This window comes from Mycobacterium ahvazicum (genome assembly GCF_900176255.2).
Classification (GTDB): Bacteria; Actinomycetota; Actinomycetes; order Mycobacteriales; family Mycobacteriaceae; genus Mycobacterium; species Mycobacterium ahvazicum.
Genome location: NZ_FXEG02000006.1, coordinates 189,923 through 213,918 on the forward strand (window position 1 = coordinate 189,923; position 23,996 = coordinate 213,918).

Sequence of the window (23,996 nt, forward strand, 5' to 3'; positions counted from 1 at the left end):
CGCTTCCTTCTACTCGGCCCACGTGACGACGGCCGGCAGGGCGCGGCCGGGTGCCCAGTCCTCGCCGGAGTCCTCGAAGAGTCGCTCGGCGAGCAGCCCTTCGAGCTGATCGTGCGACCCACAGAGCGCGTCGACCTGGAATCCGCGAGTGACATAGCGGTGCAGGTCGTGCTCGGCGGTCAGTCCGATTGCCCCGCACACCTGCAGTGCCACGTCGCTGGCGGCGCGGTGTGCCCGGCCCGCGGCGGCCTTGGCGGCCAGGGCCACCAGCCCGCCGCCGTCTCGCCACGATTCGCCCAGCAACGCCCGCGCGCCCTCGAGCACCGCCGAGGCATCGGCCAGTGCATGACGCGGCGATTGAAATGACCCGATCGGTGAGCCGAACTGGACGCGCACGCTGACGTGCTCGACCGCGATGCGCAGCGCCTGCGCGGCCAGTTCGACCAGTTCGGTGGCCAGACCACGATGGGCCGCGGCGACGGCGTTCTTCCATTCGGTGGAGGCCTCGACCAGCGGGACGTCAAGTGATCCGCTCACCCGCGTCCAGTGCGTCGACACATCAAAGGTGTCCAGCCGCTGGCCGTCGAGCCGCGTTGCGTCGACCACGCCCGCCGACACCGCGCCCGTCGACCCGGACACCGGCACCACGATTCGACCCTCCAACGGCCCCAGGACGATGCCCGAGACCCGGTCAGTATCGGAAGCCACCACACCACCGGTGGACAGGTCGGGCAGCAGCACGTGATCCGCGGGACCGTCGAGCACTGCGGCCAGTTCGGCCAACATGATGCGGTCCAAGCAGTCCGTCAGGGCCAGCGATCTGCCTTGCGCGCGGAACAACAGGGCGGCCGCCTCGACGGGGTACTCGGCCTCGATCTCCGACCAGCCCAACTCGGCCAGCCGCCCACCGATTGCCAGGTGCTCACCGGCGTTCTTGCCCGCCAGCTCCTCGAAGAGGCGAAACACCGCCTCTTCGACCATCTGCCACGACTCGTCGGCCGCCGGCGCATTCCTCATCGTTTCTCCTTGGGCAGCCCGAGCAGGTGGTCGGCGATGATGCCACGCTGCACTTCGGCGGTGCCACCCATCACTGTGGCGGCGCGCGAGTACCACCACTCGGCCCGCGCGGTGTCCAGTTCCGCGCCGCCGCGGCCCGTACCGCCAATCAGGTGCGCCCGCTCGATTTCCAGGATGAGGTCGTTGACCTCCTTCTCGGCGCGGCCGAACAGCAGCTTGTCGATGCTGCTATCGGCGCCGACCGCCTCGCCCGCGGCCAATCGGCGCACGGTGGTGGCAGTGCGCGCCTGGGCGGCCGACACGTCGACGTACACCCTGGCAAAGCGCCGGCGCTGCGCGTCGGTAGCGCCGGCGGTCACCATGTGCTCACGCAATCGACCCAATTCGGTGAGCACCTTGTTCAGCACCGCGTAGCCGTACATGCCGCGTTCGTACTGCATGAGGTGCATCGCCACGGCCCAGCCGCCGTCGACGTCGCCAACGACGCGCTCACCCTCGACTCGGACGTCGTCGAAGAACACCTCGGCGAGTTCGCGGCGCCCGCTGGCCAGCGCGATGGGGCGAATGGTGACGCCCGGTGCGTCGGCGTCGACCATGATCATCGTCAGCCCGCGGTGCCGGCTCTCGGGGGTTCCGGTGCGGACCAACGCCAACAGGCGCGTGGCGGTGGGCCCTTGGCTGGTCCAGATCTTCTGGCCGTTGACGACGAATCCTCCGGCCCCGTCGTCGACCGCGCGGGTGCGCAGGCTGGCCAGGTCGCTGCCCGACTCGGGTTCGGAGAAACTCTGGCCCCACCACTCGGCGCCGCTGAGGTATCCCGGCAGGTACGCCGCGGCAAGGTCGGGGGCGAACTTCAACAGTGCGGGGCCGAGGGTCTCCAGCGTCCAGTGCTGGGCCGGAATGGGCAGCATCGCGTGGCCGAGTTCCTCGAAGTACACCGCACGGTGAATCTCGTTGCCGCCCAATCCGCCTGCGGCCTCCGGCCAGCCGTACCGGTTCCAGCCGTCGGCGTGCAGCCTGGCCATCACCTGTGCGTCGTGCGCAAGCCCATCCTCGGCACTGGTGAACGCGGCCGCGCGCCAGCCCTCGGCCGCCTCCACATCACGCAGGTAGCGCCGGAAGTCCTCGCGGTACGTTGCGACGCTGGACAGGTATTCGGGGTGGCGACCGCTATGTAGGGCACTATCGACAGGGGCGGACAACTGTTGCCCTTTCGTTGGTTCTCGCGTCTCGCCAGCCGGAGCTGAATCCGCTAAACAGTTATCTATAACAAGGTACACTAGCCCACGCCGACAATTCTGCGAGAGGGAGCGCCAATGACGGCTTCACCGGTCGCCGCAACAACTGTCCATTTCAATCCCGAGGCCAGGCTTTTCATCGACGGCCGGCTGCGGGATTCGTCGACCGGCAAGACCGTCGACAACATCAATCCGGCTAACGAGGAAGTGCTGGGGCTCGCCACCGACGCCAGCGCCGAAGACATGGAAGAGGCCATCGCCGCTGCCCGGCGCGCCTTCGACACCACCGACTGGTCGACCAACCACGAGTTCCGTCAACGCTGCCTGATGCAGTTGCACGACGCGCTACAGGAGGAAGCCGAAGATATCCGCGCCGAGCTGATCGCGGAGGTCGGCGCGACGGTGGGGATGACCCACATTGCGCAGCTGGGATGGCCGCTGGCCGACGCCATCCGGTGGCCGGCGCAGTACATCTCGGAGTTCACCTGGGAGCGGATGCTCGACCAGGACGCCAAGATGGGTGTGCCGTACAACCGCGTCGTGGTCAAGGAGCCGATGGGCGTCGTTGGCGCCATCACGCCGTGGAACTTTCCGTTCGAGATCATCAGCAACAAGGTGGGCCAGATCCTGGCCACCGGGAACACGATGGTGCTCAAGCCGGCCATCGAGACACCCTGGACTGCCCTGCGGTGGGGTCGGATCATCGCCGAGAAGACCGACATCCCGGCCGGCGTGGTCAACATCGTTCCGGCGTCGGACAACGACATCGCCCAGGTGCTGGCCACCGACCCGCGGATCGACATGGTCTCCTTCACCGGATCGACGGCGGTCGGCAAACTCATCCAGCGGCTCTCGGCCGACACCATGAAACGCAACATGCTCGAGCTCGGCGGCAAATCGGCGTACCTCGTGCTCGACGACGCCGACATGGCCACGGCGCTGCCCGGCTGTATCGGCGCCCTGATGCACTCGGGGCAGGGGTGCGCGCTGGCCACCCGGATGCTGGTGCCGCGCTCGCATTACGACCAGGCCGTCGAGGTCGCCTCCGCGACATTCGGCTCACTGGCCGTCGGTGACCCCGCGGACCCGAATACCTTCTGCGGACCGCTGATCTCGGCCAAGCAACAGGCCCGGGTGCTGAACTACATCGAGATTGCCAAGCGTGACGGAGGCCGCGTCACCACCGGCGGCGGGGTCCCCGACGGCCTGGACCGCGGATACTTCGTGGCACCGACCGTCGTTGCCGACGTCGCCCCGGACCACACGATCTTCCAGGAGGAAGTGTTCGGGCCGGTGCTGTCCATCACGCCGTACGACGGTGGTGACGACGGAGCCGTCGAGCTGGCTAACAACTCCAGCTACGGCCTGGCCGGCGGCATCATGGGCTCCAACGAGCGCGCCATGGCCGTCGCCCGCCGCATCCGCACCGGCTCGCTGATGATCAACAGCGGCATGTACTACGGCGCCGACGCCCCCTTCGGGGGCTACAAGATGAGCGGTATCGGCAGGCAGAACGGCATCGAGGGCTTCGAACAGCATCTGCAGACCAAGACGATCGGATACCCCCTATGAGCGACATCCTCAGCGGAATACGCGTCGTTGAGCTGGCGGCGTGGACGTTCGTTCCGGCCGCCGGCGCCGTGCTCGCCGACTGGGGCGCCGACGTCATCAAGATCGAACACCCCGAGACCGGCGACCCGCAGCGCGGCCTGATCAGCTCCGGGGTCGTCACCGGTGCAGGGGGAGTGAACCACTTCATCGAGCAGCCCAACCGCGGCAAGCGCAGCATTGGGCTGGACACCTCCACCCCGGAGGGGCTCGAGCTGCTGATGAAGCTGCTTGAAACCGCCGACGTCTTCGTCACGAATCTGCTGCCGGATTCGCGTCAGCGGATGGGGATCGACGTCGACCAGGTGCGGGCGCGCAACCCCAAGATCATCTATGCCCGCGGCCACGGCTACGGCACCCGTGGGGACCTCGCCTCGCAGGGCGGCTTCGACCTGGCGGCCTACTGGGCGCGCGGCGGCATCGGCGATGCCTATTCGGCCGGTGACGGCTCCTACCCGCCCATTCAGCGGCCGGCGTTCGGCGACTCCTACGGCGGGCTGGCGATCGCGGGCGGAATCGCCGCGGCCCTGGTGAAGCGCGAGCGCACGGGCGAGCCGTCGGTCGTCGACGTGTCGCTGCTCAACGCCGCGATCTGGCAGTTGGGTCCTGACATCGTCGGATCAGGTGTCACCGGTCAGGACATCCCGAAGTTCAACCTGGACGAGATGCCCAACCCGGTGGCCAGCATCTACAAGACCCGCGACAACCGGTTCATCGCCTTCGTGCTGCTGCAAGCCGACCGATTCTGGGCGGACTTCTGCACCCGGCTGGGCCGCACCGACCTGATCGAAGATGAGAGGTTCGCCACCGCGGCCGTGCGGTTCGGCAACCGGCAGGAGTGCATTCGCGAGTTGCGCAGCGCCTTTGAGTCCCAAGACCTTTCACACTGGGAGAAGGCATTCGCCGGTTTCGACGGGGTGTGGGACGTCATGCACACCGCGCACGAGGTGCACAGCGATCCACAGGTGATCGCCAATGGATATTTGCCCAAAGTCACCGATGCGAACGACAACAAGTTCGCGCTGGCGGCCAGTCCCGTGCAATTCGATGAGACACCCCTGGACCTCACATGTGCGCCGGGCCACGGTGAGCACACCGACGCGCTACTCGCCGAACTCGGGTTCAGCGAGGACGAAATCATCGAGTTCAAAATCAATTCGGTTGTGCTGTAGTGGGTTCCGAGGAACTTGCGCGGCGCTTCCTGCACGTCAACCTCAATTGTTCCTCGCTGGACGCCACCGAGGGCCTCTATGTCGGGCGGCTGGGGCTCTCGGCGCGAATGCGCACCGATCCCAAAGTTCCGACCGACGGCAGCATCCTCGGCATCGACGGCGACCAAACCTTCTGTGAGACCTCGTTTCTCTACGACTCACGAGGCGCCCGCGCCGGCTGTGCTTTGGAGGCCATCGAGTTTCACAGCCCGGCGCTAAAACCCGACCCGAACAGCGACCCGACCCGTCCCGGCATCCGGTCGACGCTGCTGACCGTGGCCGATCTTGATGCAACCGTCACAGCGTTGCGCGCGGCCGGCATCACCGTGAGCGAGCCGGTCGACGGCCTGATTTCGGGCGCCAAGTCGGTTCTCGCACTCGACCCCGACGGCGCGGTCATCGAGCTCGCCCAAGCCCCAAGCGACAAGCCGGGGGCGGTGTTCGCCGGAATCCGCGTCGCCGCCATCGACGCGGTGGCCACCGGAGAATTCCTCACCGCGATCGGTTTTATTCAGGTCCAAACGCCGGCGCACGTCGAGGTCGCCGGCGATCAACTCGCGCCGGGCGGGTCACCCACTCCCGTCAAGTGCGCGGTGTCTCGCTATGCACTCGCCGAGGACGCGCATCAGTTCACCCTGACCGTTGTGGAACATCCCGACACCCGTAACGCGGATCCGGTGCCGTGGGGCGGAAATCGCCAGGGGTTGTACCGGTGCGCGCTGCGGGTGGAAAACACCGAAGCCGCAATGTCTTTGGTTCCGGATTCCGTTGAGGTGATGGGTGATCCGGTGTGGTGTCCGTTGCCGGGGACGAAGATCGACGGGCTCTACATCTCGTTCCTGCGCTCACCCGACGGAGTGGTATTCGAATTCGTCGAGCGGCCGCTGAGCTTCTTTACACGATGAGTGGGTGACCGATGGATCTGCAGATGACGGGGAAGGGCTACGTCGTCGTCGGCGGCACAGCCGGCATGGGCCTGGCCGCAGCGCGCGCGCTGGCCCGCGAGGGCGCGGCCGTCGTGCTGGTCGGGCGCGACGCCGACCGCGGCAAGAACGCCGCCCAAGAAGTCGCCGCCGCGGGTGCGGAGTCGGCACACGGACTGTCGTTCGATGTCAGCCAGCCCGGAGCGGCGGCAGCCGCCGTCGACGAAGCGGCCCGGATACTCGGCAGGCTCGACGGCATCGCCATCACGATGGGGACCGCCGGGATGATGCCCATCGACGCCGACGACGACGCCTGGGACACCGCGTTTCACGACGTTCTACTGGCGACCACCCGCAGTGTGCAGGCCGCGCTGCCGCACCTCGCCGTCAACGGGGGCGCGATCGTGACCACGGCCGCGTACTCGGCACGCTCGCCTCACGAGCCGCGGCTGCCGTATGCGAGCCTCAAGGCGGCCGTTGCGACGTTCACCCGCGGCATCGCACGTACGCACGGGAAATCGGGTATCCGCGCGAACAGCGTCGCCCCCGGTGCAGTGGAAACCGATGCGCTGCATGCCATTCGCGGATACGTTGCCGAAAGCAAAGGCTATCCCTACGACGAGGCCCTCGAGCGGGCGCTGGTGGAGGACTTCGGGTTCGACGCCGCGCTCGGTCGCCCCGGCCAGCCGGACGAGATCGGCGCGCTGATCGCCTTCTTGCTCTCGGATATCTGCGCTTTCGTCACGGGACAGACTATCTACGCCGATGGCGGGGCGCCGTAATCAGGCCGTCGGGAGCGGGCCGGCCAGTCCGCGGGGTGAGGTCCCGTAGAGCCAGCTGACGGCCTGCCCGATCTCCGAAAAGACTAGACCTGCACCGTCTTTGGCGTGGTAGGCGGCCGGCGCTTCGGTGAAGCCCTCGATGCGGGTCAGCTTGTCGCCGTTGATGCGCAGGATCTGCCCGGTCAGCCAGGACGACTGCGCGGACTGCAGCCAGGCCACCACGGCGGAGCTGCGGGCGGGATCCAGCGCGGGGTCGTCGGCGCGGCCACCGAACACCTCGGCCGTCATCCGCGACCTCGCCAGCGGGGAAATCGCGTTGACCGCAACACCGTAACGCTGCGCCTCCATCGCGGTAACGACCGTCAGGTTGGCGATCGCGGCCTTGGCCGCGCCATAGGCACTCTGCCCGACATTGCCCCACAACCCCGCGCCGGAAACCGTGTTGACGATGTGGGCATCGATCGGGTTGCCTGCTTTAAACTGCGCACGCCAGTACTCGCAGGCATGTCGGGTGACCGCGAAGGTGCCTTTCAGATGTACCGCGATGACGGCGTCCCAATCGGCCTCGCTGGAGGCGGCGACCATGGAATCACGCAGGATGCCGGCATTGTTCACTACGCCGGTGAGGGTACCGAAGGTGTCGACGGCGGTGGAGATCATGTGGGCGACGTCATCCCACGCCGACACCGAACCCGTATGTGCGACGGCCTTGCCGCCGGCCGCCTCGATTTCGGCGACAACGTCGGCCGCGGGGCCTTCCCCGTTGCCGCTTGAGCCATCCCTGCCGACGCCTGGATCGTTCACAACGACGGCTGCGCCCTGCTTGGCCAACTCGAGGCAGTGGGCTCGGCCGATTCCCCGGCCGCCGCCCGTCACCAAAACGACCTTGCCGGTCAGCGGACCTTCAGGCATTGCTCGTTATCCCCTTCACTTCGAGAACAATTCGGTGATGAGTTGCCGGCGTTGCGACCAGTCTGCTGCGCGCAGGTCGACGTATCCGGACTCGGTGACGATCACGTCCACGTCGTGGGCGGGCGTGGAGGCGGGACGGCTGAGCTGCTCGACGAGCGGTGAGCGCCCGTTGTTCCTCGTAGGAACGGCAATGATCGACAGTCCGCCGCTGCTCATTCGGGCGGCCGCGCAATAGTCGGGATGCCCACCGATGCCACCGAACACCTTGTCGCCCAAGCCCTCGACGTTGATCTGCCCGTACGGGTCGATCTCGATGGCGGTGTTCACTGCGACCAGCGGTGACCCGCGGGACAGCCGGGTGAGGTCGTGGGTGTAGTCGAGCCCGCGCAGGATCCGGCGCCCGTCGGCCCAGTCGTAGAGCGCGTCGCTGCCCAGGAGATACGTCGCCGACGGTGTACCCACCAGCAGGCCGCGGTTGTCGAGGTCGACGACGGCGTCGGTGAGTAACCCGGTGTCGATGTGCAACGGCACCTGTGTCCGGCGCAGCAGCGCGGTGCCGAGCTGGCCTGGGCCGTACTGGATCCGGGCATCTTCGGGGAGCAACTGCAGTACCGCGTCGGCGAGCGCGTCGTGCATCGGCTCGGGGTCGCGGTGCGGTACTCGCAGCGGTCCGGCCGCGACCGTGCCGAGCACCTCGACGCTCGACGGATCGAGTGCAGGCCCGGCATCCGCTGCCGGGGCCGCGAAGTCGACCATCGCCAACGTCGTGGTGCCACGGTCAACCAGCGCCCGCTGCCAGGACACTTCGGTGCCGAACTGCAACGAACCATCGCGACGTACCAGCCGGGTCAGCAGCACATCGGGTTGCAGGACGTCGGTCAGCAGCGCGGGTATCGCGGCCAGCCGCGTCGGTGTGAATCGCCCCTTCGAGCTGCGCAATAGGTCGCGCACGCCCCAACCGGGCATCAACGCAACGACTTCGGCGAACGCGTCCGCGTCGAGGCCGTCGATCGGGGCGGGCAGCCAGCCCAGTATCAGGCGCACCGAGCCCACCTCGCCAGCGGCGGCGCTCAGCGCCGCCCCGACCGACCCGCCGTCGTCGAGGCAGCGCAGCGCGCCCACCCCGTCGCCGAGGGCCACTGTCATTCCGGGGCGCAGCGCGGCGCGCAGCGCTGCGGCGAACTCAGTTGTGGTTAAAGCTGTTGTCATCGAGGCTCTTTGGGAAGCCCGAGCACCCGCTCACCGAGGATGTTGCGCTGAATCTCGCTGGTGCCGCCCAGGATCGTCTGCGCCCGCCCGACCAGCATGTGATGCACCAGCCCGTCGTCCGCGGGGTCGGTGCACGCGTCGGTGCCCAGCACTTCGGTGGCCATGTCCCCGAGGTCCTGGTCGGTTTCCGAGGTCATCAACTTCAGCACCGAGAAGGCCGGCGACGTGAGGTCGCCGGAGTCGATGGCGCGCTGCCAGGTGTAGCGCAGCAGCCACATTCGGGCCCACAGCCGGGTCATCGACCTGGACACCACGGGGTCGAGCAAGTCGCGGTCGCGGGCGGCGTCGACCATGCGTTCGTGTAGGCGGAACATGGAGACCGCTTGCGAACCCAATGTCAGGCGCTCACGCCCCAGCGTCACCATCGCCACGGTCCAGCCCTGACCGACGTCACCGATCAGGGCGTCGTCGTCGAGCTCGGCGCCGTCGAAGAAGACTTCGTTGAACTTGCTCTCGCCGTCCATCTGGGTCAGCGGGCGGACCGTGACACCCGAGGTATCCATGGGTACGACGAACATCGACAAGTCACGGTGCTTTTCTGGACCCGTGCGGGCGAGCAGCAGCCCGAATCGGGCCGAGGCGGCCGCCGAACTCCACACCTTCTGGCCATCGATCCGCCAACCGGTCGTGGTGCGTTCGGCCCGGGTGCGAACGCCGGCGAGGTCTGATCCGGCGCCCGGTTCGGAGAACAACTGACACCAGACGTCGTCGCCCAACCGGATCGGCTCCAGGTAGCGGTCTTTCTGTTCCTGGCTGCCGAACTTGATCAGCACCGGACCGACCAGGTCGGCGCCGGTGATGTTGAGCTGGCGGGGCACGTCGGCGCGTGCGCACTCCTCGGCGAACACCGCCTGGTACGCCACCGTCGCTGCGGCACCGCCGAACTCGCGCGGCCAGTGCAGGCACGCGTAGCCGTGGTCGGCCAGGTAGCGGTGCCAGATTCGGCCGGGCCCGACATCATCCGCGGTGGGCGTGGGCCCGTAGTTCCGCAAACCGGCCGGCCTCGGTGCGCTGTGCAGAAACGAGCGGATCTCCGCGCGTAAGGCGTCGACGTCGTTGGGTTCTTTCGTCACTTGTGGCGAAGCCGGCAGCTGAGTCGACGGCTCCAGCGTCGATAACCTGTCCCAGTGCTGGGCCGGGGTGCCGAGTATCACCTCGTCCGTGCGGGCGCGCCGGAAGTACAGGTGTGCGGAATCCTCCCAGGTAAAGCCGATGCCGCCGTGAATCTGGACGTTTGCCTTGGTCGCGTTGCGCAGCGCCTCTGAGCAGACCGCCTTGGCCATGCTCGCCCGCCAGCCCGCTTCGGCGGCGGCAGCGGAGTCCGGATCGTCGAGAGCCTCCAGGGCCGCCTGTGATGCCGAGCGCGCCCACTCGAGATCGACGAGCATGTCGGCGCACTTGTGCTTGATGGCCTGAAAGCTGCCGATCTGCCGTCCGAACTGCTCACGCGTGCGGGCATAGTCGGTGGCGATCTCGAGCACCCGCTCGCAGGCGCCGATCTGTTCGGCCGACAGCACCGCCAGCGCGATGTCGACGTTGCGCTCGACGACGTCGCCCAGGGGTGCGTCGCCGGATAGCCGCAGTGCCGGCGCCGAGCTGAGCGTGATGGTGGCCATCGGCCTGGTGTGGTCAAGCACGCGTTCGGCCTTCGCGACGACGCTGTCGATAGTCGGGTCGAGCAGGAACACCGCCGGCTCGCCATCTTCGTCGATGGCGACCACGACGAGGTCGTCTGCAACGGAACCGCCCAGCACGTGGCGCACCGTGCCGTCGAGGTTCCAATCATCCCCGGCGCGCGTAGCGCTCAGCGTCACCGCGGACGGTCGCCACAACCCGCCGTCGCCGGTAAGGGCGGCGGCAGCGGTGCGGCGACCTTCGATGAGCCCGGTGAGTCGCTTATCGGCATCCGGGTCGCGCTCGGTCAAGTCGAGCAGCAGGCCGGTGGCCAGCACCGTGGAGCTGACGAATGGCACCGGGGCCAGCGCGCGACCGAGTTCGTGGGCGACCACGCCCAGCGCGGACGCGCCGTAACCGGCGCCGCCCAGGTGTTCAGGCAGCGCGATGGCGGCTATCCCCACCTGGTTGCACAGCACGTCCCACAGCACCGTGTCGAAGCCGGAACGTCCGGCTACGCCGCCCCGGTCGACCTCGCCGTATGCAACCGCGCGCACTCGTTCCTCGGATGCCAGTCGCTCACAGGCGGAACGCACCGACTGCGCGAGTTCCTGACGTTCGTCAGCGGACAACGTCGTCATCGGGTTCCTCCTGCGATCTGCCGGGCCAGCTCGGACTTGGCGACCTTGCCGAGCCCCGTCAGCGGGAACTCGTCGACGAGGACGAGCCGCTCGGGCCACTTCTGCTTCATCAGCCCGCGTTCGTCGAGGAACGTGCAGAGTTCGTCGAGGGTGACGTCGCGATGGCGTGGCGAACGACGCACGACCGCGCACACCAGCTCACCGCGCAGTTCGTCGGGCTGGCCGAGGACGGCGATTTCGTCGACCAGGGGGTGGGCCAGCAGTTCGTTCTCGATCTCGTCGGGGGCGACGTTCTCGCCCTTGCGAATGATCAAATCCTTGGTGCGACCGGTGACCACGATGCGGCCGTCCGGGCGAAGGTGGCCCCGGTCGCCGCTGCGGAACCACCCGTCCGCGGTGATCGCGTCGGCCCACTGGTCGTGCTGCAGATATCCCGGTGTCAGGTTGTCGCCGCGCAGCTCGATCTCGCCGTTCGCTGCGATCCGCACCTGCGATCCGGGGATGGGCCGACCCGCGCTGTTGGCCAGTTGTTCGTCGGTGTCGGTGGCCTCGCTGACGCAGATCATCGGCGCCTCGGTCATTCCGTAGGCATGCACGACCGGAACGCGTAGGTGTTCACGCACCTGTCTGTGCACCTCGGGCGGACACGCGGCACCCCCGCCGATCAGCATCCGCAGCGACGGCATCAACAATTCCGTTGTGGGCGCAGCCATTTGGGCGGCCAGCAGCATCTGGTAGAAGGCGGTGCTCGCTCCGGTCACCGTCACCTGGCGTTCCGCGAGCACCCGGGGCAGGTCGGCTGCGGAAACCTTGGGGATGAGCACCACCGGAAAGTCGCCGAACAAAGCGGTGGCGAGGTAGACCATGCCGCCGATGTGGGCGATGGGGAACGCGATGGTGCCGACTTCCCGCGGATGACTGCCCACACCGAGATGAGCGACATAACCGCGGGCCGCGCTGAGCAACGTGCCGTCGGTGTGGCGCACGGCTTTCGGGCGCCCGGTGGTACCCGACGTGAAGTACACCCAGCGCGGCTCCGCTGCGCCGTGGGGCGCTTCATACGCGGCGCTCGCGGCCGGCGACGTCTGGAGCCGGCGGACAAGGTCGGCAGGGACCGTGATTGTCGGTAGCCCGGGCGCCGCATTGGCGGCCGTCGACTCGTCGACCAGCAGGATGTCCGCGCGCGCGACGTCGACCGCCGCGCACACCTCGCGGCACCGGTATAGGTGCAATACCGGGGCCTGCGTAACGGGCATGCGGGCAAGGGCCAGCATCACCACCGCGGCGTTGACGTGTGAGGGCAGCTGCCAGGCGACCGTCATGCCGGGGCGCACACCGGCATCTGCCAACCATCCCGCGGCGGCCGACGCGAGCCCGGCTACCTGCGAGATGGTGAGTGTCTCGCCTTCGACGTCGCGCAGCAGCGGACGATCCGGTCGGCTGGCGGCGCACTCATCCAGCAGCCCGGCGATGGTGCCAGCCGTCACCGTGTTCTCCCGTCCCGGCCGGCCGTCAACCCACCCGCGGTCCGGGCGTGAAACGGACCGGCAGTTCGCGCACGGCGTACACCTCGCCCGCGTCCTCGAACAGTTTCGGATTACCGGCCAACTCGAAGTCGGGTAGCCGCTTGAGTACCTGGGTGATCATCACGTCGAACATCAGCTTGGCATAGTGCGAACCCAGGCAGCGGTGCATGCCCACACCGAAAGCCATGTGCTTCTTGGCATTTGGGCGATCGAGGTCGAGCTCGTCAGGGTTCTCGAACATTGCGGGGTCTCGGTTGGCCGCAGCCCACATCAGGATCGCCCGGTCGCCCTGGCATAGCCGTTGGCCGTGAAAGTCGGCGTCGCGCGAGACAGTGCGCGCCAAACCGAGCGTCGGCGTGTACAGGCGCAGCAGCTCATCGGTGGACTTCTTCACCAGGCTCGGATCGGCGGTGAACTTGGCCCGCAGCTCGGCGTCCTTGCACAGCCGCAACAGCACATTGCCGGTGAAGCCACTGGTGGTGTCCATGCCACCGAGCATCATCAGCACCGTGTACATGGTGACCTGACCGTCGTCCAGCGGTTCGCCGTTCAGCGTTCCGCGCAGGATGTCACTGAACAGGTCATCGCCGAGCCCTTCGGCGCGCCGCTGCTCCATGTGCTTGACGATCTCGCCGAACATCTCCATCCCCGCGATTCCGGCCTTCTCCGGGTCGTGAGCACGGTCGTGCACGGTGGTGTGCACCCAGCCGACCCAGTCCATGAACCGCGACTCGTCAAAGTTCAACAGCCGCAGGATCAACCGCGCCGGCAGCGGCGTCGTCAGCTCACCGACCAGGTCGCACTCACCGCGCTCGATGAAGGCATCGATCGCCTCATTGGTCATCTCGATGGCGGACTCACGGAATCGCTCCGCCGAACCCGGGGAGAATCGCTTGAGGGTGACCTCGCGCAACTCCTGCGTCTCGGGAGGATCCGACTCGATCGGCAGGATCGGCAATGGCAGCTCACTGGCCGGCACCCCCACCGACGGATAGGAGTTGAACAGGTCGTCGTCGCGGGCCGCTTCGAAGACCGATGCGTAGTCGACCAACGCCCAGAAGCCTTCGTAGTGATCGGAATATGCTACCGGACAGCCCGATTCGCGCATCTCACGGAACCGGCCATACGGGTCCTCGCGGAACTCGGGTGAGTGGTGGTCGAGGTCGACCTCGGCCCGCGGGCGCGACTCCGCCTGGGTGTCGGTCATCGGCAGTACTCCCTTCGGGATGGCGGCTACTTGGACAAGATGGCGACGGCTGCGGTTCCGGGGGCCCCATACAACTGGGCCAGCCCGACCTGCGGATCGTTCGGCACCTGACGGTCGCCCGCGGTACCGCGCAACTGCTGGACGAGCTCGTAGACCTGGCGAAGGCCGGACGCGCCGACCGGTTCGCCGTTCGCCAGCAGGCCACCGTCGGTGTTGATAGACAGCCGGCCACCGATCTTGGTGGCGCCGTCAGCGAGCAGCGCCTCCTGTTCGCCGTCCTTGCACAACCCCGTCTCGGCCATGTGGATGATCTCGGAACCCGAGTCGGTGTCCTGCAATTGCGCGACGTCGACGTCCTCAGGGCCTATCCCGGCCAACTCGTAGGCGGCGCGGGCGGCCTCCGCGGTGGTGCCGGGCACGATCGGCAGCTCGATCGAGGTACGCAGCAGTTCGTAGGCGCCTTCGCGGCGGCTGCGCAGCGCGGTCGAGCGCAGGTAGATCGGGGTATCGGTGTACTGCTTGGCTTTATCGGCCCGGCACACCACGACGGCGGCAGCGCCTTCGTTCGGGTTGCAGTACATGTATTGACGCAGCGGTGCGTTCACGACCGGAGAGCTCAGGATCGCGTCGACGCTCATCGGCTTGCGGCGCCATGCGTGCGGCGCCAGCGCTCCGTTGTCGAAGTTCTTGGCGGCAACGCGGGCCAGGGTCTCCTCGGTGATGCCGTGATCGTGCATGTAGCGCATGATCTTGGTGCCGAAGTAATGCGTGGTCAGGAACATGCCCTGATCGCCGTACCACTGCGGCAACCCCGATATCGACGGGTCGGCGCCGAAGGCGCCGCGCGGGTGCTTGTCCAGCCCGACGCCGACCGCAATGTCGGCTTCGCCGAGTTGGACGTCTCGCGCGGCCAGGGTCAACAGCGAGTTACCGGTCGCGCAGCCGCTCAACGTGGCCCGCGCCGGCAGGCCGGTCATCCCGGCCAACCCCGTCACCGCCTCGGGATTGGCCACCTCGAGGCTGCCCGCATACAGGCTGCCCACGTCGGACCACGCCACCCCGGCATCGCGCAGTGCCCTGCTGATCGCCACGGCGCCCATCTCCAGCGCCGACCGGTCCTCGTACCGCCCGAACGGGTGAAGTCCAACGCCGATGATGGCGATGTCGGGCGTGCTGCTCATCGTGTTCCTTCCAGCAGGCGTCACTGTCGAACCAGCCGTCGACGGGAGCGCGCGTTGACTCAGATACCACTAAGCCTATAACTATATATCTGATTAGTCGGTGCGGGTCTACAATCGGATCGCTGCGCACTGACGGCGTTAGGGCATCAACTCGCAGATGAGGGCTGAGGGCGTTGAGTATTTCTTTGTTGCTGGAGATGGCGGCGTCGGGTGATCCCGACCGGGTTGCCGTGGTGGACGGCGACATTCGGCTGACCACCGCCGACCTCAGCGAGCTCGCCGACGGCGGTGCAGGCGTTATCGTCGCATCCGGGGCATCCCATGTCGCTTACGTCGGCACCGGCGGAGTACTTCTCCCGCTGTTGTTATTCTCTTCGGCGCGCGCGAACACGGCGTTCACGCCACTGAATTATCGGCTGAGTCCAGAGGGGCTGCGCGAACTCATCGATCGGCTGCCCTCACCGTTGGTCGTGGTTGACGCCGAGTACCGCGAGATCGTGGCCGGTTTCGGCCAGCAGATGATGACGTCCGACGAGTTCATCGAGGCCGCGCGATCCACCGAGCCCGTCTCGGTCTTCGCCGACCCCGACGACGTGGCGGTCGTGTTGTTCACCTCGGGTACCACGTCGCGGCCCAAAGCCGTTGAGCTGACTCACAACAACCTGACCAGTTATGTCACCGGCACTGTCGAATTCGGTTCCGCCGATCCCGCCGATGCTGGGCTGGTGTGCGTCCCGCCATATCACATCGCGGGGGTCGGGGCCGCATTGTCAAACCTGTATGCCGGACGGGCAATCGTGTACCTGCGCCGGTTCGATCCGCACGAATGGGTTCGACTGGTCCGCGACGAGCGGGTGACCACCGCAACGGTGGTGCCGACCATGCTGTCCCGCATTGTGGCGGTCCTCGAGGAGCGGTCTGCCGAGCTTCCGACGCTGCGCAACTTCGCGTACGGCGGATCGAAGGTGGCGCGACCCCTGGTCCGAAGGGCGCTCGACCTGCTACCGCAGGTCGGCTTCGTCAACGCCTACGGGCTGACCGAGACCAGTTCGACCATTGCGGTGCTCACACCCGACGACCATCGCCTGGCCCACGAGGCGCGAGACGACGCCATCGCCCGTCGACTGACTTCGGTCGGTCGACCGGTCCCCGGCATCGAGGTGCAGATTCGCGCGGAGGACGGCACCGTGCTAGCGCCGGGCGAGACGGGTGAGCTGTTCGTTCGCGGCCCCCAGGTGTCGGGCCGTTACACCGAGATCGGTTCGGTGCTCGATGCGCAGGGCTGGTTCCCGACCAGGGACGTCGCGATGCTGGATGAGGATGGCTACCTGTTCATCGGAGGGCGGTCCGACGACACCATCATCCGGGGCGGCGAGAATATCGCCCCGTCGGAGGTCGAGGACGTGCTCATCGAGCACCCCGACGTCCGCGAGGTCGTCGTCGTCGGGCTGGATGACGCCGAGTGGGGGCAGGCAATCGTAGCGGTGATCGTGCCCGAGGCGGGGGGCGCGCCGGCACCCGCGCAGGTGCGCGGGTTCGCCCGCACCAAGCTGCGCGGGTCCCGCCCGCCGGACCGCATCGTGTTCCGGGATGAGCTGCCGACCACGCCGACCGGCAAGGTGCTGCGCCGGGAGATCCTCGAAGGCCTCAAACCGGCGGCAGCCGAGCACTGAATCCGTCTCCCAGACAACGACAAGGAGTCCGACATGATCAAGAACGGCACGCGCCTGCAGAGCCAGGTGTGTGATACCCAGGTGATCGTCGTCAAAGCCGCTGAGAGCCTCGACGATCTGCGTTGCGGGGGCCGGCCGATGCTGCCACTGGACGCCGAGCGGCCCGCCGACGCCACGCTCGACCCGGCCTTCGCCGACGGCACCACGATGGGCAAGCGCTACGTCGACGACGGCGACGCCGAGGTGCTGGTCACCAAGGCGGGCGCCGGTTCACTCAGCATCGGGGGAAAGCCGTTGGCGCTCAAGGAAGCCAAGCCGCTGCCGGCCAGTGACTGACAGCGAGTGGGGAGTGGCCGCCGTCTCGAGGCCGGGCCGTTTAGCATATCGGGCGGGTCGGTGGGGTCAGCGCAGCCGGCCTTCGACGAACACGCTTTCCGGGACGGCGGCATCGAGGCCCGCCAGGACGGCTCGGTTGCTTGCGGCCATCAGATCCTCTGCGCTAGTCGCAGCGGTGACAGTCCAGCCGTGCGCTTGCAGCCAGTCGACGACCTCGGTTCGCTCTTCTTCATAGAGCAGGTTGCCAGACTCGGTGATGTCTTTGCCGCCCAGCTTGATTGCGGCCTGTCGGTAGCGTTCCATTTGCTCCTCGCGACGCGCGAAACTCTCTGGGCTGAAGAACTCGTTGGTGAACGCTTCGACCGCGACACGGCTCCCGGGAGCGCTGAGCGACTGGATTCGATCGAACAACAGGTCCTGGGCATCGGCTGTTAGATAAGGCAACAGCCCTTCCGCCGACCACGCCGTCGGGGCCGACGCGTCAAACCCGGCCTGCACCAGTGCCTTCGGCCAATCCAGACGGAGGTCGATGCCGACGCTGACATGAGAAGCGATCGAGTCGACCGCATGCGATTTCAAGGTGCCGGTCTTGAATTCCAGCACCTTCGGCTGATCGATCTCGTAGACCACACATCCTGCGGGCCAGGCGAGTCGCCAGGCGCGTGAGTCCAGACCGGCCGCCAGGATCACGATCTGCCGGATGCCTTCGCCGGCCGCCGCCAGAAAGTAGTCGTCGAAGAACTTCGTCCGGCACGCCGTATAGCCCAGCATCGCCTGCATCCGGTCCTCGAATTGTGGATCGGCACCGACCAATTCGGCCGGTAACTCATCGTCCAGATAAACCCGCCAGATGCCGTCGCCGGCAGCTTCGAGGAACAGTTTTGCGTAGGGATCGCTGATCAGCGGATCGGCGCTGTTGGTCTCCGCGGCCCGCCCGCCGGCAACCCCCAAGGCGGTGGCGCCGACGCTCTCGTTGATGTCCCACGTGTCATTGTCGGTTCTGGCCATCACGGTCCCTTTCGTGGCTCTCGGCGAAACGAGCTATTCCGAGCCTACCCGAAAAGTTAGGCGTGCTTACTAAATGGCTGTTAGCGCTGCGTGTGGCCTCCTGCGCTGTTGGCTGCTGCGGACTGTCGGTGACTCAGGCGTTCGCCATTTGCGGGGGCTTGACGGCGTCTGGGTCGGGGTTGGCGATCGGCAGCCCCATGAAGCGACGGGCGTTGTCACCCATGAAGTCATAGGTGCGACGCTCGTCCATACCCTCGGCGTACTGCCAATAGCGCTTTGGCTCCGCCAAGCCCTCGGGATGCGGCCAATCCGAGCCGAACATCACCTTGTCCCATCCGACGGTCTGTACGACGTCGGCCACGGAACCCTCCCAGAACGGGCTGACCCAGATGTTGCGTCGGAACACGTCGTGCGGATGCTCGGGGAAGTTCTGCGGCATCTTGCCGTATGTCGACTGCAGGTCGTCGAACAGCGGCTTGATCCATGCGCTGCCGTTCTCGACGCTGGCGATCCGCAACTTCGGGAATCGGGTCAACGTGCCGTGGCAGATCAGGCTGGTCAACATGTCGGCGATCTCTCGGTGGCCCAGCGCGGTCCACTTGAACGCCGACATCTCGAACGCGCTGCTGGTCGACGGCGGCTCCCACTTGTCGATGTACTCCTGCAGCGGAGGTTGGCTGGCGTGCAACACAATCGGTAGGCCTGCGTCCTCGACGTCGCGCCAGAACGGATCGAACTCGGGCAGCGCGGGGGACCGCCAGCCCTTATATCCATTGACTGGTGCCGGCTTGATGAGCGCGACCTTGGCGCCGTTGTCCAGGATGTACTCGAGCTCGCGTCGCGCTGCGTCGACCAGGCCGAGGTTGAGCACCGGCGTCGAGTACACCCGGTTGGCGTGGTTGAACCCCCAATGCTCCAGCATCCATTGGTTCAGCGCATGGATGATCGCCACGGTCAGGTCGGGATCCTCAGCCGATGAGTGCTCGACGAGGTTGGCCAGCGTCGGGTAGTTCAGGCACGCGTCGACGCCCTGGCGGTCGAGCTCGGCGATCCGGTCCTCGGGGTTGCGCGCGCCCGGCGGGGTGTCGATGCCACGACCGGACATCTCTCGCATCGACAGGCCCTCGGGGTTTTGGCCCGAGTAGAACTTCTCGTGCGCGCCGGGGGCTGCGACCCGTTCGAACGTCGGGTTCGGCATGTAGTCGGTGATCTTGTTCAGGATCGCGATGCGGGTGTGCCTGCCGATCTGGACGAACTGCACCTTGGACTGGAACTCCTTCGGCAGATATTTCGTCAGCGCGTCGGGGGTCTCATACATGTGCTGATCGGCATCGAAGATCGGTGCGTCGGTGAACTGCGTCATCGTGGTGCCTCTCGCTACTCGACTATGGGCTTGGCTATGAGCTTCGCCGAACTTGACACTTGTGTCAAGTTCGGATGATTCCGTGCCATGATTTGTCGAATAGGTGTATTGATTGCAGTTGACGACACTGTCATATAAGGTCGCCGCATGACGGTGACCTCGGCTTCGGCCACCGAACGGGAATCGGACCCCACCCGCGGTGAGCGCACCCGCGCGGCGATCCTGAACGCCAGTCGCCGTCTGTTTCTGGAACGCGGCTACGCGGGCACGCCGATCAATGCGATCACTGAGGCGTGTGGCATCTCTCGGGCCGGCTTCTACACCTACTTCAAAGACAAGCGCGAGATCTTCAACGTCCTCGGCAAAAACGCCTACCGCGAAGCCCTGGCCGTCATCGCGGAATGGGCCGAGGCCGACGCAGCGTTCGGCCCAGCCGACATCCGGGCCTGGGTCGGTCATTACTTCGACTACATGGATCACCACGGCGCATTCGTACTCGCTTCGGCGCAGTCGGCGCCCGACGACGACGATTTCCGAAACTCCCGCAACCGCATGGTGACTCGGGCGTCATGGAAACTTGGCCAGGCGATTGCCGGAAACGGCACACACTCGCCAGACGTCGTCGGCGTCGCGGTGATGGGGCTGCTAGACCGCGCCTGGCACACGGTGCACCGGCAGACCGTGGCCGTCGACCGCGACGAGATGATCGCGGTGGTCGCGGAGATGATCGTCGCGATGGCAGCGCCTCTCGCGTCGTGACTCCGCTGTCGCTCGACGCGCCGGACGTCATCGAGCTCATCCGTGCCCACCACCGCGTGTTTCTCTTCTGCCGCGACGGCGCCGGACGTCCGATCGGCTACGCCATGCGATCGGTCGCCTATCGCTCCGCCACCCGCTGTCTCTACTTCGCCACCTACGCCAAGAGCGCCAAGGTCCAACACCTGCGCTCGGCTCCCGAGGTCGCCTGCTTAGTCGGCGACGACGAGGGTTGGGTCTCTGTTTGTGGTCATGCGTCCGTCTACCAACCGTCCGCAGCCGAGGTCGACGAGCTCATCGGCGAAAGCTCACCGGATCAACGCGTGCCGGAGGCGGTCGTGACGAACGTCCGCGACCGCCTCCTCAGCGGCAAGCGGTGCTTCATCGTCCTGACGCTCAACCAGATCCGCGCCGCCGATCTCCCCGATCGACGTGCCTAATCCGTGCAGCTCCGGTCCGATTGAGATGGCCGAGGACGAACTAGCCGAGTTCTTGGCGCAAGGGCCGTCCGGCGCGATCTGTGTCGTCGACACCGACGGCCAGTTGCTGGCCCTACCGGCGCGGGTGGTCGACTTCGATTCCGCCACAATCGCCGTCGTCGTTGATGGTGTGAAGGGTGACGCCGCACAACGCGCTGAAATCCAGGCGTGTGTGGTGGCTGACACCTTCACCGCCTATCGGGACATTCGCGGTGTGATCTCGCAGGGAACAGTGATCTGGCCACCCGCAACGAATCACGTGACCACGCTGACGGTTAGCCGCACACGGACGTTCTCGTTCGCCAACGCTTAGAGGATTGAACGCCGGGATTCTGGCTATTCAGTAGCCATGTCAGGATTCGATACCAGCCAACCGATTACCGACGAGGCGTCCCTCGAGGACATCGACGAGACTGACGGCGCGACCAAGCCGAAGTCCGCCACACCTCCCGCTCAACCCGACGAGCTGGGCGACGCGACGCCCGGCCCGCGCTGACGCGCTCAGGCTTCCGTCACGAGGTGTATCAACGCCTCGGCGTCGGCGATGCTACGCAGCAGGTCGTTGAGATGGGTGCATGTGCTGGTGCCCTGTAATTCGCGGCGCACACGAAAGTGAAGTTCCTGCAACGTCATTCCGGTGATTCGCGCAGCACTGGCGACGGCTCCCGGGCATTCCTGCCACGGCAGCACTCGCGGTGTGGCCCGCGAATCGACGATGACGCCGGTCTGGGCGTCCACGACGGCGTCCAGGGTGTACTCATGGATGATCGTCTCCACCCCGTCGCTTCGCACGTAGGTGTCGCGGAACATCGCATCGATGCCGACTCGCCCGGTGCGTTCTTCGTAGACGTCGATGCGCCGCCTGCGGCGCATGGCGTGGCGCGGCAGCGCCCCCACTTCGTGCCAGGCCCAGGGGTCCCCAGGATCTGGGCCGTGGTCGAGGTCGGGAGCCTTTGGGCCGGTGACGATCACGGGATCGCCCGCCTCGAACGAAGTCATTAGCAGACCCCCGGTCGCGAAGCGGGCACACTGGTCTGCGACCGGCAGGTAGTATCCGGACTTCGCGACATCGCCGAGCAGGTTGGACGCCGACAGCGCGTGGCCGGAGATCAGCGTGGCGACGGGAACGTCATCGAGCAGGGTGTAGCGCAGGTCGCGGGCGTGCCGCAGCTCGGGAGCCACCACGTCGGCCGCGGCGCGGAACCCGCTCATCGCGGGTGCGCCCGCCAGTCGAGACATCGCGACGACGGCTGGCGTCACCTCGACGTGACGCACGACGCGGGCGACCAGCTCGATGGTGGCCGAGAGTGTCGCGGAGGCGAGTTCGGTCACCGTTTCGTCGCCGGCTGTCCACAGATCGCGCGCCCGCCCACTCAGATACACCGGGTCCAGCGAGCCCTCGTCGCGGGTCATGTCGATCGACGTGGTCTGGCGCGCGGATCGCGGCCGGCGCGGCGGATTGCCGGTCGTGGGGTCGTGCACGCCGTGCAGGGGATGAAGCCCGAATTGCGGAGAGCCCAGGTCCGTCACTGGATGGACTCTAACTCTCCTCGGCCGGTCGGAACGCGAACGTCACCAGCGACTGACCGTCGGCGGTCTCCAGGGTCGTGGTGGTCGAGACCAGGCGCTGACCGATCCGCAGTTCGTCGGCGGTCGCGTCGACGATCAGCGTCTCCACCAGAACGCCCTCGGCCAGCTCGACGAAGCCCACCACATACGGCTGGAACACCTTCAAATCCCGATTGCCCTTGTAGGGCAGCGGTGGCGGGAACTCCTGCGTCGTATAGGTGTACAACGTTCCGGCGGTGGACAATTCGATCGACTCGATGTCCTGCTGAATTTCAGGGTCACCGTCGAACAGCTCGGGCCGCTCTGCAGGGAACTTCACCGCACCCGACGAACGCCTGCGCGACGCGAACAGCACCGCACGGCCGCCGTCGACCCGGAACAGTCCCTCAGTGATCAGTGCGGTCATCTCAGGCCACCTCAATGACCATCGCGGCACCCATACCACCGCCGGCGCACATCGAGAGCACGCCGATACCCCCACCGCGCCTGCGCAATTCGTAGATCGCCGAGGTGACCATGCGGGCGCCGGTTGCGGCGATCGGGTGGCCCAGGCTGATGCCCGAGCCGTAGACGTTGACGATCTCCTCGTCGAGACCGAGTTCGCGCGCACACGCCACCGCCTGAGCGGCGAACGCCTCGTTGATTTCGAATAGTGCGACATCCTCGAGCTTGCGGCCCGCCAACTCGAGCGCCTTCGGGATAGCTTTGATCGGCCCGCTGCCGGTCCGCGTCGGGTCCAGTCCGACCTGCGTCCAGGAAAGCACGCTTGCCAGCACCTCCCGCTGGGTGTCCGGGCTGGCCAGCGCGACCGCTGCCGCTGCGTCGTTGATCCCGGAGGAGTTTCCTGCCGTCACGGTGAAGCCTTCGATCTCAGGATGCAGCACCTTCAGCCCGGCAAGCGACTCCATCGAACTCCCGCGCCGTGGATGCTCGTCCTCGGCGAAGGTAATCACGCTGCCGCCGGCCTGGGGCACCTGGAGCGGGATGATCTCGTCGGTGAACGCCCCAGCGTCGATGGCCTTGATCGCACGCTGGTGGCTGCGCAGCGCCCACTTGTCCTGGTCCTCGCGGGTGATCCCGTACTGAAGGTTGCAGTTGTGCGCGACGGTGATGGACATGTCCATAGCGGGCGCTTCCGCAGTCGGCGGATGCGACTCGGGGAACCACTGCGCATAGTCCTCGGGCGACTTGCCTGTGGTGAAGAGCTTGCGCTTCTGCATGATTGGGCCGGTCGACAGCGACTCCATACCGCCGGCCAGGATGGCGCGGCTCATCCCGGACGCGATCTGCCCGGCGCCCACGGCGATGGCCGAAAGACTCGATGCGCACTGGCGGTTCACGGCGAGCCCGGGAATGTCGAGCATGCCGAGGGCCACCGCGATGTAGCGGGCACTGTCGCCGCCGCCCTGCATGCTCTCGGCCAGCACCAGGTCGTCGAAGTCCGCCGCGTCCAGTCCGGAGCGTTCGACGACGGCCTGCACGACGGGTTTGGCGAGCTCGATCGCGGGCATGTTGGCCAGCGTGCCCTTGCGCGCCGTTCCGATCGGTGTGCGGGCAGCGGCCACGATCGCTGCGCGGGACGTGGTGGTGGCCATGTGTCTCCCAAGTCGTCAGAGTTGACGGGCTGCTTGCCCGACGAGCGAGGCCAGTCTATACCGTTAAATAGATATCGGTATATCGGCG

General features: G+C 66.7%; 23 protein-coding genes and 1 pseudogene. 10 read left to right on the forward strand and 14 right to left on the reverse strand.

Annotated elements, in window-relative coordinates:
- Positions 1-9: 9 nt before the first annotated feature.
- Both MAAFP003_RS27995 and MAAFP003_RS28000 read right to left on the reverse strand, forming a co-directional pair.
- Complete coding sequence (locus tag MAAFP003_RS27995) at positions 10-1,017, reverse strand: acyl-CoA dehydrogenase family protein (RefSeq protein ID WP_096290767.1); 1,008 nt, start codon at positions 1,015-1,017, stop codon at positions 10-12.
- Complete coding sequence (locus MAAFP003_RS28000; RefSeq protein WP_036473699.1) at positions 1,014-2,219, reverse strand: acyl-CoA dehydrogenase family protein; 1,206 nt, start codon at positions 2,217-2,219, stop codon at positions 1,014-1,016. The genes MAAFP003_RS27995 and MAAFP003_RS28000 overlap by 4 nt, the downstream gene beginning before the upstream one ends.
- A 114-nt stretch (positions 2,220-2,333) precedes the next feature.
- On the opposite strand from MAAFP003_RS28000, the gene MAAFP003_RS28005 reads away from it, so the two are divergent.
- Genes MAAFP003_RS28005 through MAAFP003_RS28020 form a run of 4 tightly spaced genes read left to right on the forward strand, consistent with a single transcriptional unit; the run spans position 2,334 to position 6,779 of the window.
- The gene (locus tag MAAFP003_RS28005) at positions 2,334-3,827 is read left to right on the forward strand and encodes an aldehyde dehydrogenase family protein (RefSeq protein ID WP_036473701.1); all 1,494 of its coding nucleotides are present in this window, start codon (positions 2,334-2,336) and stop codon (positions 3,825-3,827) included.
- Positions 3,824-5,035, forward strand: coding sequence for a CaiB/BaiF CoA transferase family protein (locus MAAFP003_RS28010; protein WP_036473703.1), 1,212 nt, complete (start codon positions 3,824-3,826; stop codon positions 5,033-5,035). The genes MAAFP003_RS28005 and MAAFP003_RS28010 overlap by 4 nt, the downstream gene beginning before the upstream one ends.
- Positions 5,035-5,979: a VOC family protein gene (locus MAAFP003_RS28015; protein ID WP_036473705.1), complete on the forward strand. Its 945-nt coding sequence runs from the start codon at positions 5,035-5,037 to the stop codon at positions 5,977-5,979. Before MAAFP003_RS28010 ends, MAAFP003_RS28015 begins: the two co-directional genes overlap by 1 nt.
- Before the next feature lie 23 nt (positions 5,980-6,002).
- Positions 6,003-6,779: an SDR family NAD(P)-dependent oxidoreductase gene (locus tag MAAFP003_RS28020; protein ID WP_036474128.1), complete on the forward strand. Its 777-nt coding sequence runs from the start codon at positions 6,003-6,005 to the stop codon at positions 6,777-6,779.
- Here MAAFP003_RS28020 and MAAFP003_RS28025 read toward each other — a convergent pair whose 3' ends face one another.
- The 7 genes and pseudogenes from MAAFP003_RS28025 to MAAFP003_RS28050 all read right to left on the reverse strand — a co-directional run bounded on the left by MAAFP003_RS28025 (position 6,780) and on the right by MAAFP003_RS28050 (position 15,129).
- Positions 6,780-7,691 carry an SDR family NAD(P)-dependent oxidoreductase gene (locus MAAFP003_RS28025; RefSeq protein WP_036473707.1) on the reverse strand — a complete coding sequence of 304 codons (912 nt, stop codon included), beginning with the start codon at positions 7,689-7,691 and terminating at the stop codon, positions 6,780-6,782.
- A gap of 15 nt (positions 7,692-7,706) precedes the next feature.
- The gene (locus MAAFP003_RS28030; RefSeq protein WP_036473709.1) at positions 7,707-8,900 is read right to left on the reverse strand and encodes an acetyl-CoA hydrolase/transferase C-terminal domain-containing protein; all 1,194 of its coding nucleotides are present in this window, start codon (positions 8,898-8,900) and stop codon (positions 7,707-7,709) included.
- Positions 8,897-10,033, reverse strand: coding sequence for an acyl-CoA dehydrogenase family protein (locus MAAFP003_RS30050; RefSeq protein WP_036474131.1), 1,137 nt, complete (start codon positions 10,031-10,033; stop codon positions 8,897-8,899). The genes MAAFP003_RS28030 and MAAFP003_RS30050 overlap by 4 nt, the downstream gene beginning before the upstream one ends.
- A gap of 63 nt (positions 10,034-10,096) precedes the next feature.
- Positions 10,097-11,215, reverse strand: a pseudogene (locus MAAFP003_RS30055) (acyl-CoA dehydrogenase family protein); the annotation flags it as partial.
- Complete coding sequence (locus MAAFP003_RS28040; RefSeq protein WP_036473711.1) at positions 11,212-12,702, reverse strand: class I adenylate-forming enzyme family protein; 1,491 nt, start codon at positions 12,700-12,702, stop codon at positions 11,212-11,214. The pseudogene MAAFP003_RS30055 and the gene MAAFP003_RS28040, both read right to left, overlap by 4 nt.
- Positions 12,703-12,727: 25 nt before the next feature.
- Positions 12,728-13,948: a cytochrome P450 gene (locus tag MAAFP003_RS28045; protein ID WP_036473713.1), complete on the reverse strand. Its 1,221-nt coding sequence runs from the start codon at positions 13,946-13,948 to the stop codon at positions 12,728-12,730.
- Between the two features lie 26 nt (positions 13,949-13,974).
- Entirely contained in the window at positions 13,975-15,129 is a 1,155-nt protein-coding gene (locus MAAFP003_RS28050; RefSeq protein WP_036473715.1) for a thiolase family protein, read from the reverse strand.
- Positions 15,130-15,302: 173 nt separating this feature from the next.
- Here MAAFP003_RS28050 and MAAFP003_RS28055 point away from each other — a divergent pair, with 173 nt between their 5' ends.
- Entirely contained in the window at positions 15,303-16,802 is a 1,500-nt protein-coding gene (locus tag MAAFP003_RS28055; protein WP_096290768.1) for a class I adenylate-forming enzyme family protein, read from the forward strand.
- A gap of 33 nt (positions 16,803-16,835) precedes the next feature.
- A complete protein-coding gene (locus MAAFP003_RS28060) occupies positions 16,836-17,138 on the forward strand; it encodes a hypothetical protein (RefSeq protein WP_036473719.1) in 303 nt (100 codons plus the stop codon).
- Positions 17,139-17,204: 66 nt separating this feature from the next.
- Here MAAFP003_RS28060 and MAAFP003_RS28065 read toward each other — a convergent pair whose 3' ends face one another.
- Both MAAFP003_RS28065 and MAAFP003_RS28070 read right to left on the reverse strand, forming a co-directional pair.
- Complete coding sequence (locus tag MAAFP003_RS28065; protein WP_036473722.1) at positions 17,205-18,146, reverse strand: class I SAM-dependent methyltransferase; 942 nt, start codon at positions 18,144-18,146, stop codon at positions 17,205-17,207.
- 133 nt (positions 18,147-18,279) lie between these two features.
- Positions 18,280-19,509, reverse strand: a complete 1,230-nt coding sequence (locus MAAFP003_RS28070) for an amidohydrolase family protein (RefSeq protein ID WP_036473724.1) — start codon at positions 19,507-19,509, stop codon at positions 18,280-18,282.
- A gap of 147 nt (positions 19,510-19,656) precedes the next feature.
- Between MAAFP003_RS28070 and MAAFP003_RS28075 the strand changes: the two genes are divergently transcribed.
- Genes MAAFP003_RS28075 through MAAFP003_RS29330 form a run of 4 tightly spaced genes read left to right on the forward strand, consistent with a single transcriptional unit; the run spans position 19,657 to position 21,240 of the window.
- Positions 19,657-20,268, forward strand: a complete 612-nt coding sequence (locus tag MAAFP003_RS28075) for a TetR/AcrR family transcriptional regulator (protein WP_036473726.1) — start codon at positions 19,657-19,659, stop codon at positions 20,266-20,268.
- Positions 20,265-20,705 carry a pyridoxamine 5'-phosphate oxidase family protein gene (locus MAAFP003_RS28080; RefSeq protein WP_036473728.1) on the forward strand — a complete coding sequence of 147 codons (441 nt, stop codon included), beginning with the start codon at positions 20,265-20,267 and terminating at the stop codon, positions 20,703-20,705. Before MAAFP003_RS28075 ends, MAAFP003_RS28080 begins: the two co-directional genes overlap by 4 nt.
- Before the next feature lie 25 nt (positions 20,706-20,730).
- Complete coding sequence (locus MAAFP003_RS28085) at positions 20,731-21,057, forward strand: hypothetical protein (RefSeq protein ID WP_036473730.1); 327 nt, start codon at positions 20,731-20,733, stop codon at positions 21,055-21,057.
- 36 nt (positions 21,058-21,093) lie between these two features.
- On the forward strand, positions 21,094-21,240 hold the full coding sequence (locus tag MAAFP003_RS29330) for a hypothetical protein (protein WP_165796519.1): 147 nt from the start codon (positions 21,094-21,096) through the stop codon (positions 21,238-21,240).
- Between the two features lie 5 nt (positions 21,241-21,245).
- On the opposite strand, the gene MAAFP003_RS28090 is transcribed toward MAAFP003_RS29330, so the two are convergent.
- The 3 genes from MAAFP003_RS28090 to MAAFP003_RS28100 are packed head-to-tail and all read right to left on the reverse strand — an operon-like array spanning position 21,246 to position 23,908.
- A complete protein-coding gene (locus tag MAAFP003_RS28090) occupies positions 21,246-22,274 on the reverse strand; it encodes a DUF2889 domain-containing protein (RefSeq protein ID WP_084163673.1) in 1,029 nt (342 codons plus the stop codon).
- Between the two features lie 10 nt (positions 22,275-22,284).
- Complete coding sequence (locus MAAFP003_RS28095; RefSeq protein WP_036473731.1) at positions 22,285-22,719, reverse strand: Zn-ribbon domain-containing OB-fold protein; 435 nt, start codon at positions 22,717-22,719, stop codon at positions 22,285-22,287.
- A gap of 1 nt (position 22,720) precedes the next feature.
- Positions 22,721-23,908: a thiolase family protein gene (locus tag MAAFP003_RS28100; protein WP_036473734.1), complete on the reverse strand. Its 1,188-nt coding sequence runs from the start codon at positions 23,906-23,908 to the stop codon at positions 22,721-22,723.
- Between the last annotated feature and the right edge of the window lie 88 nt (positions 23,909-23,996).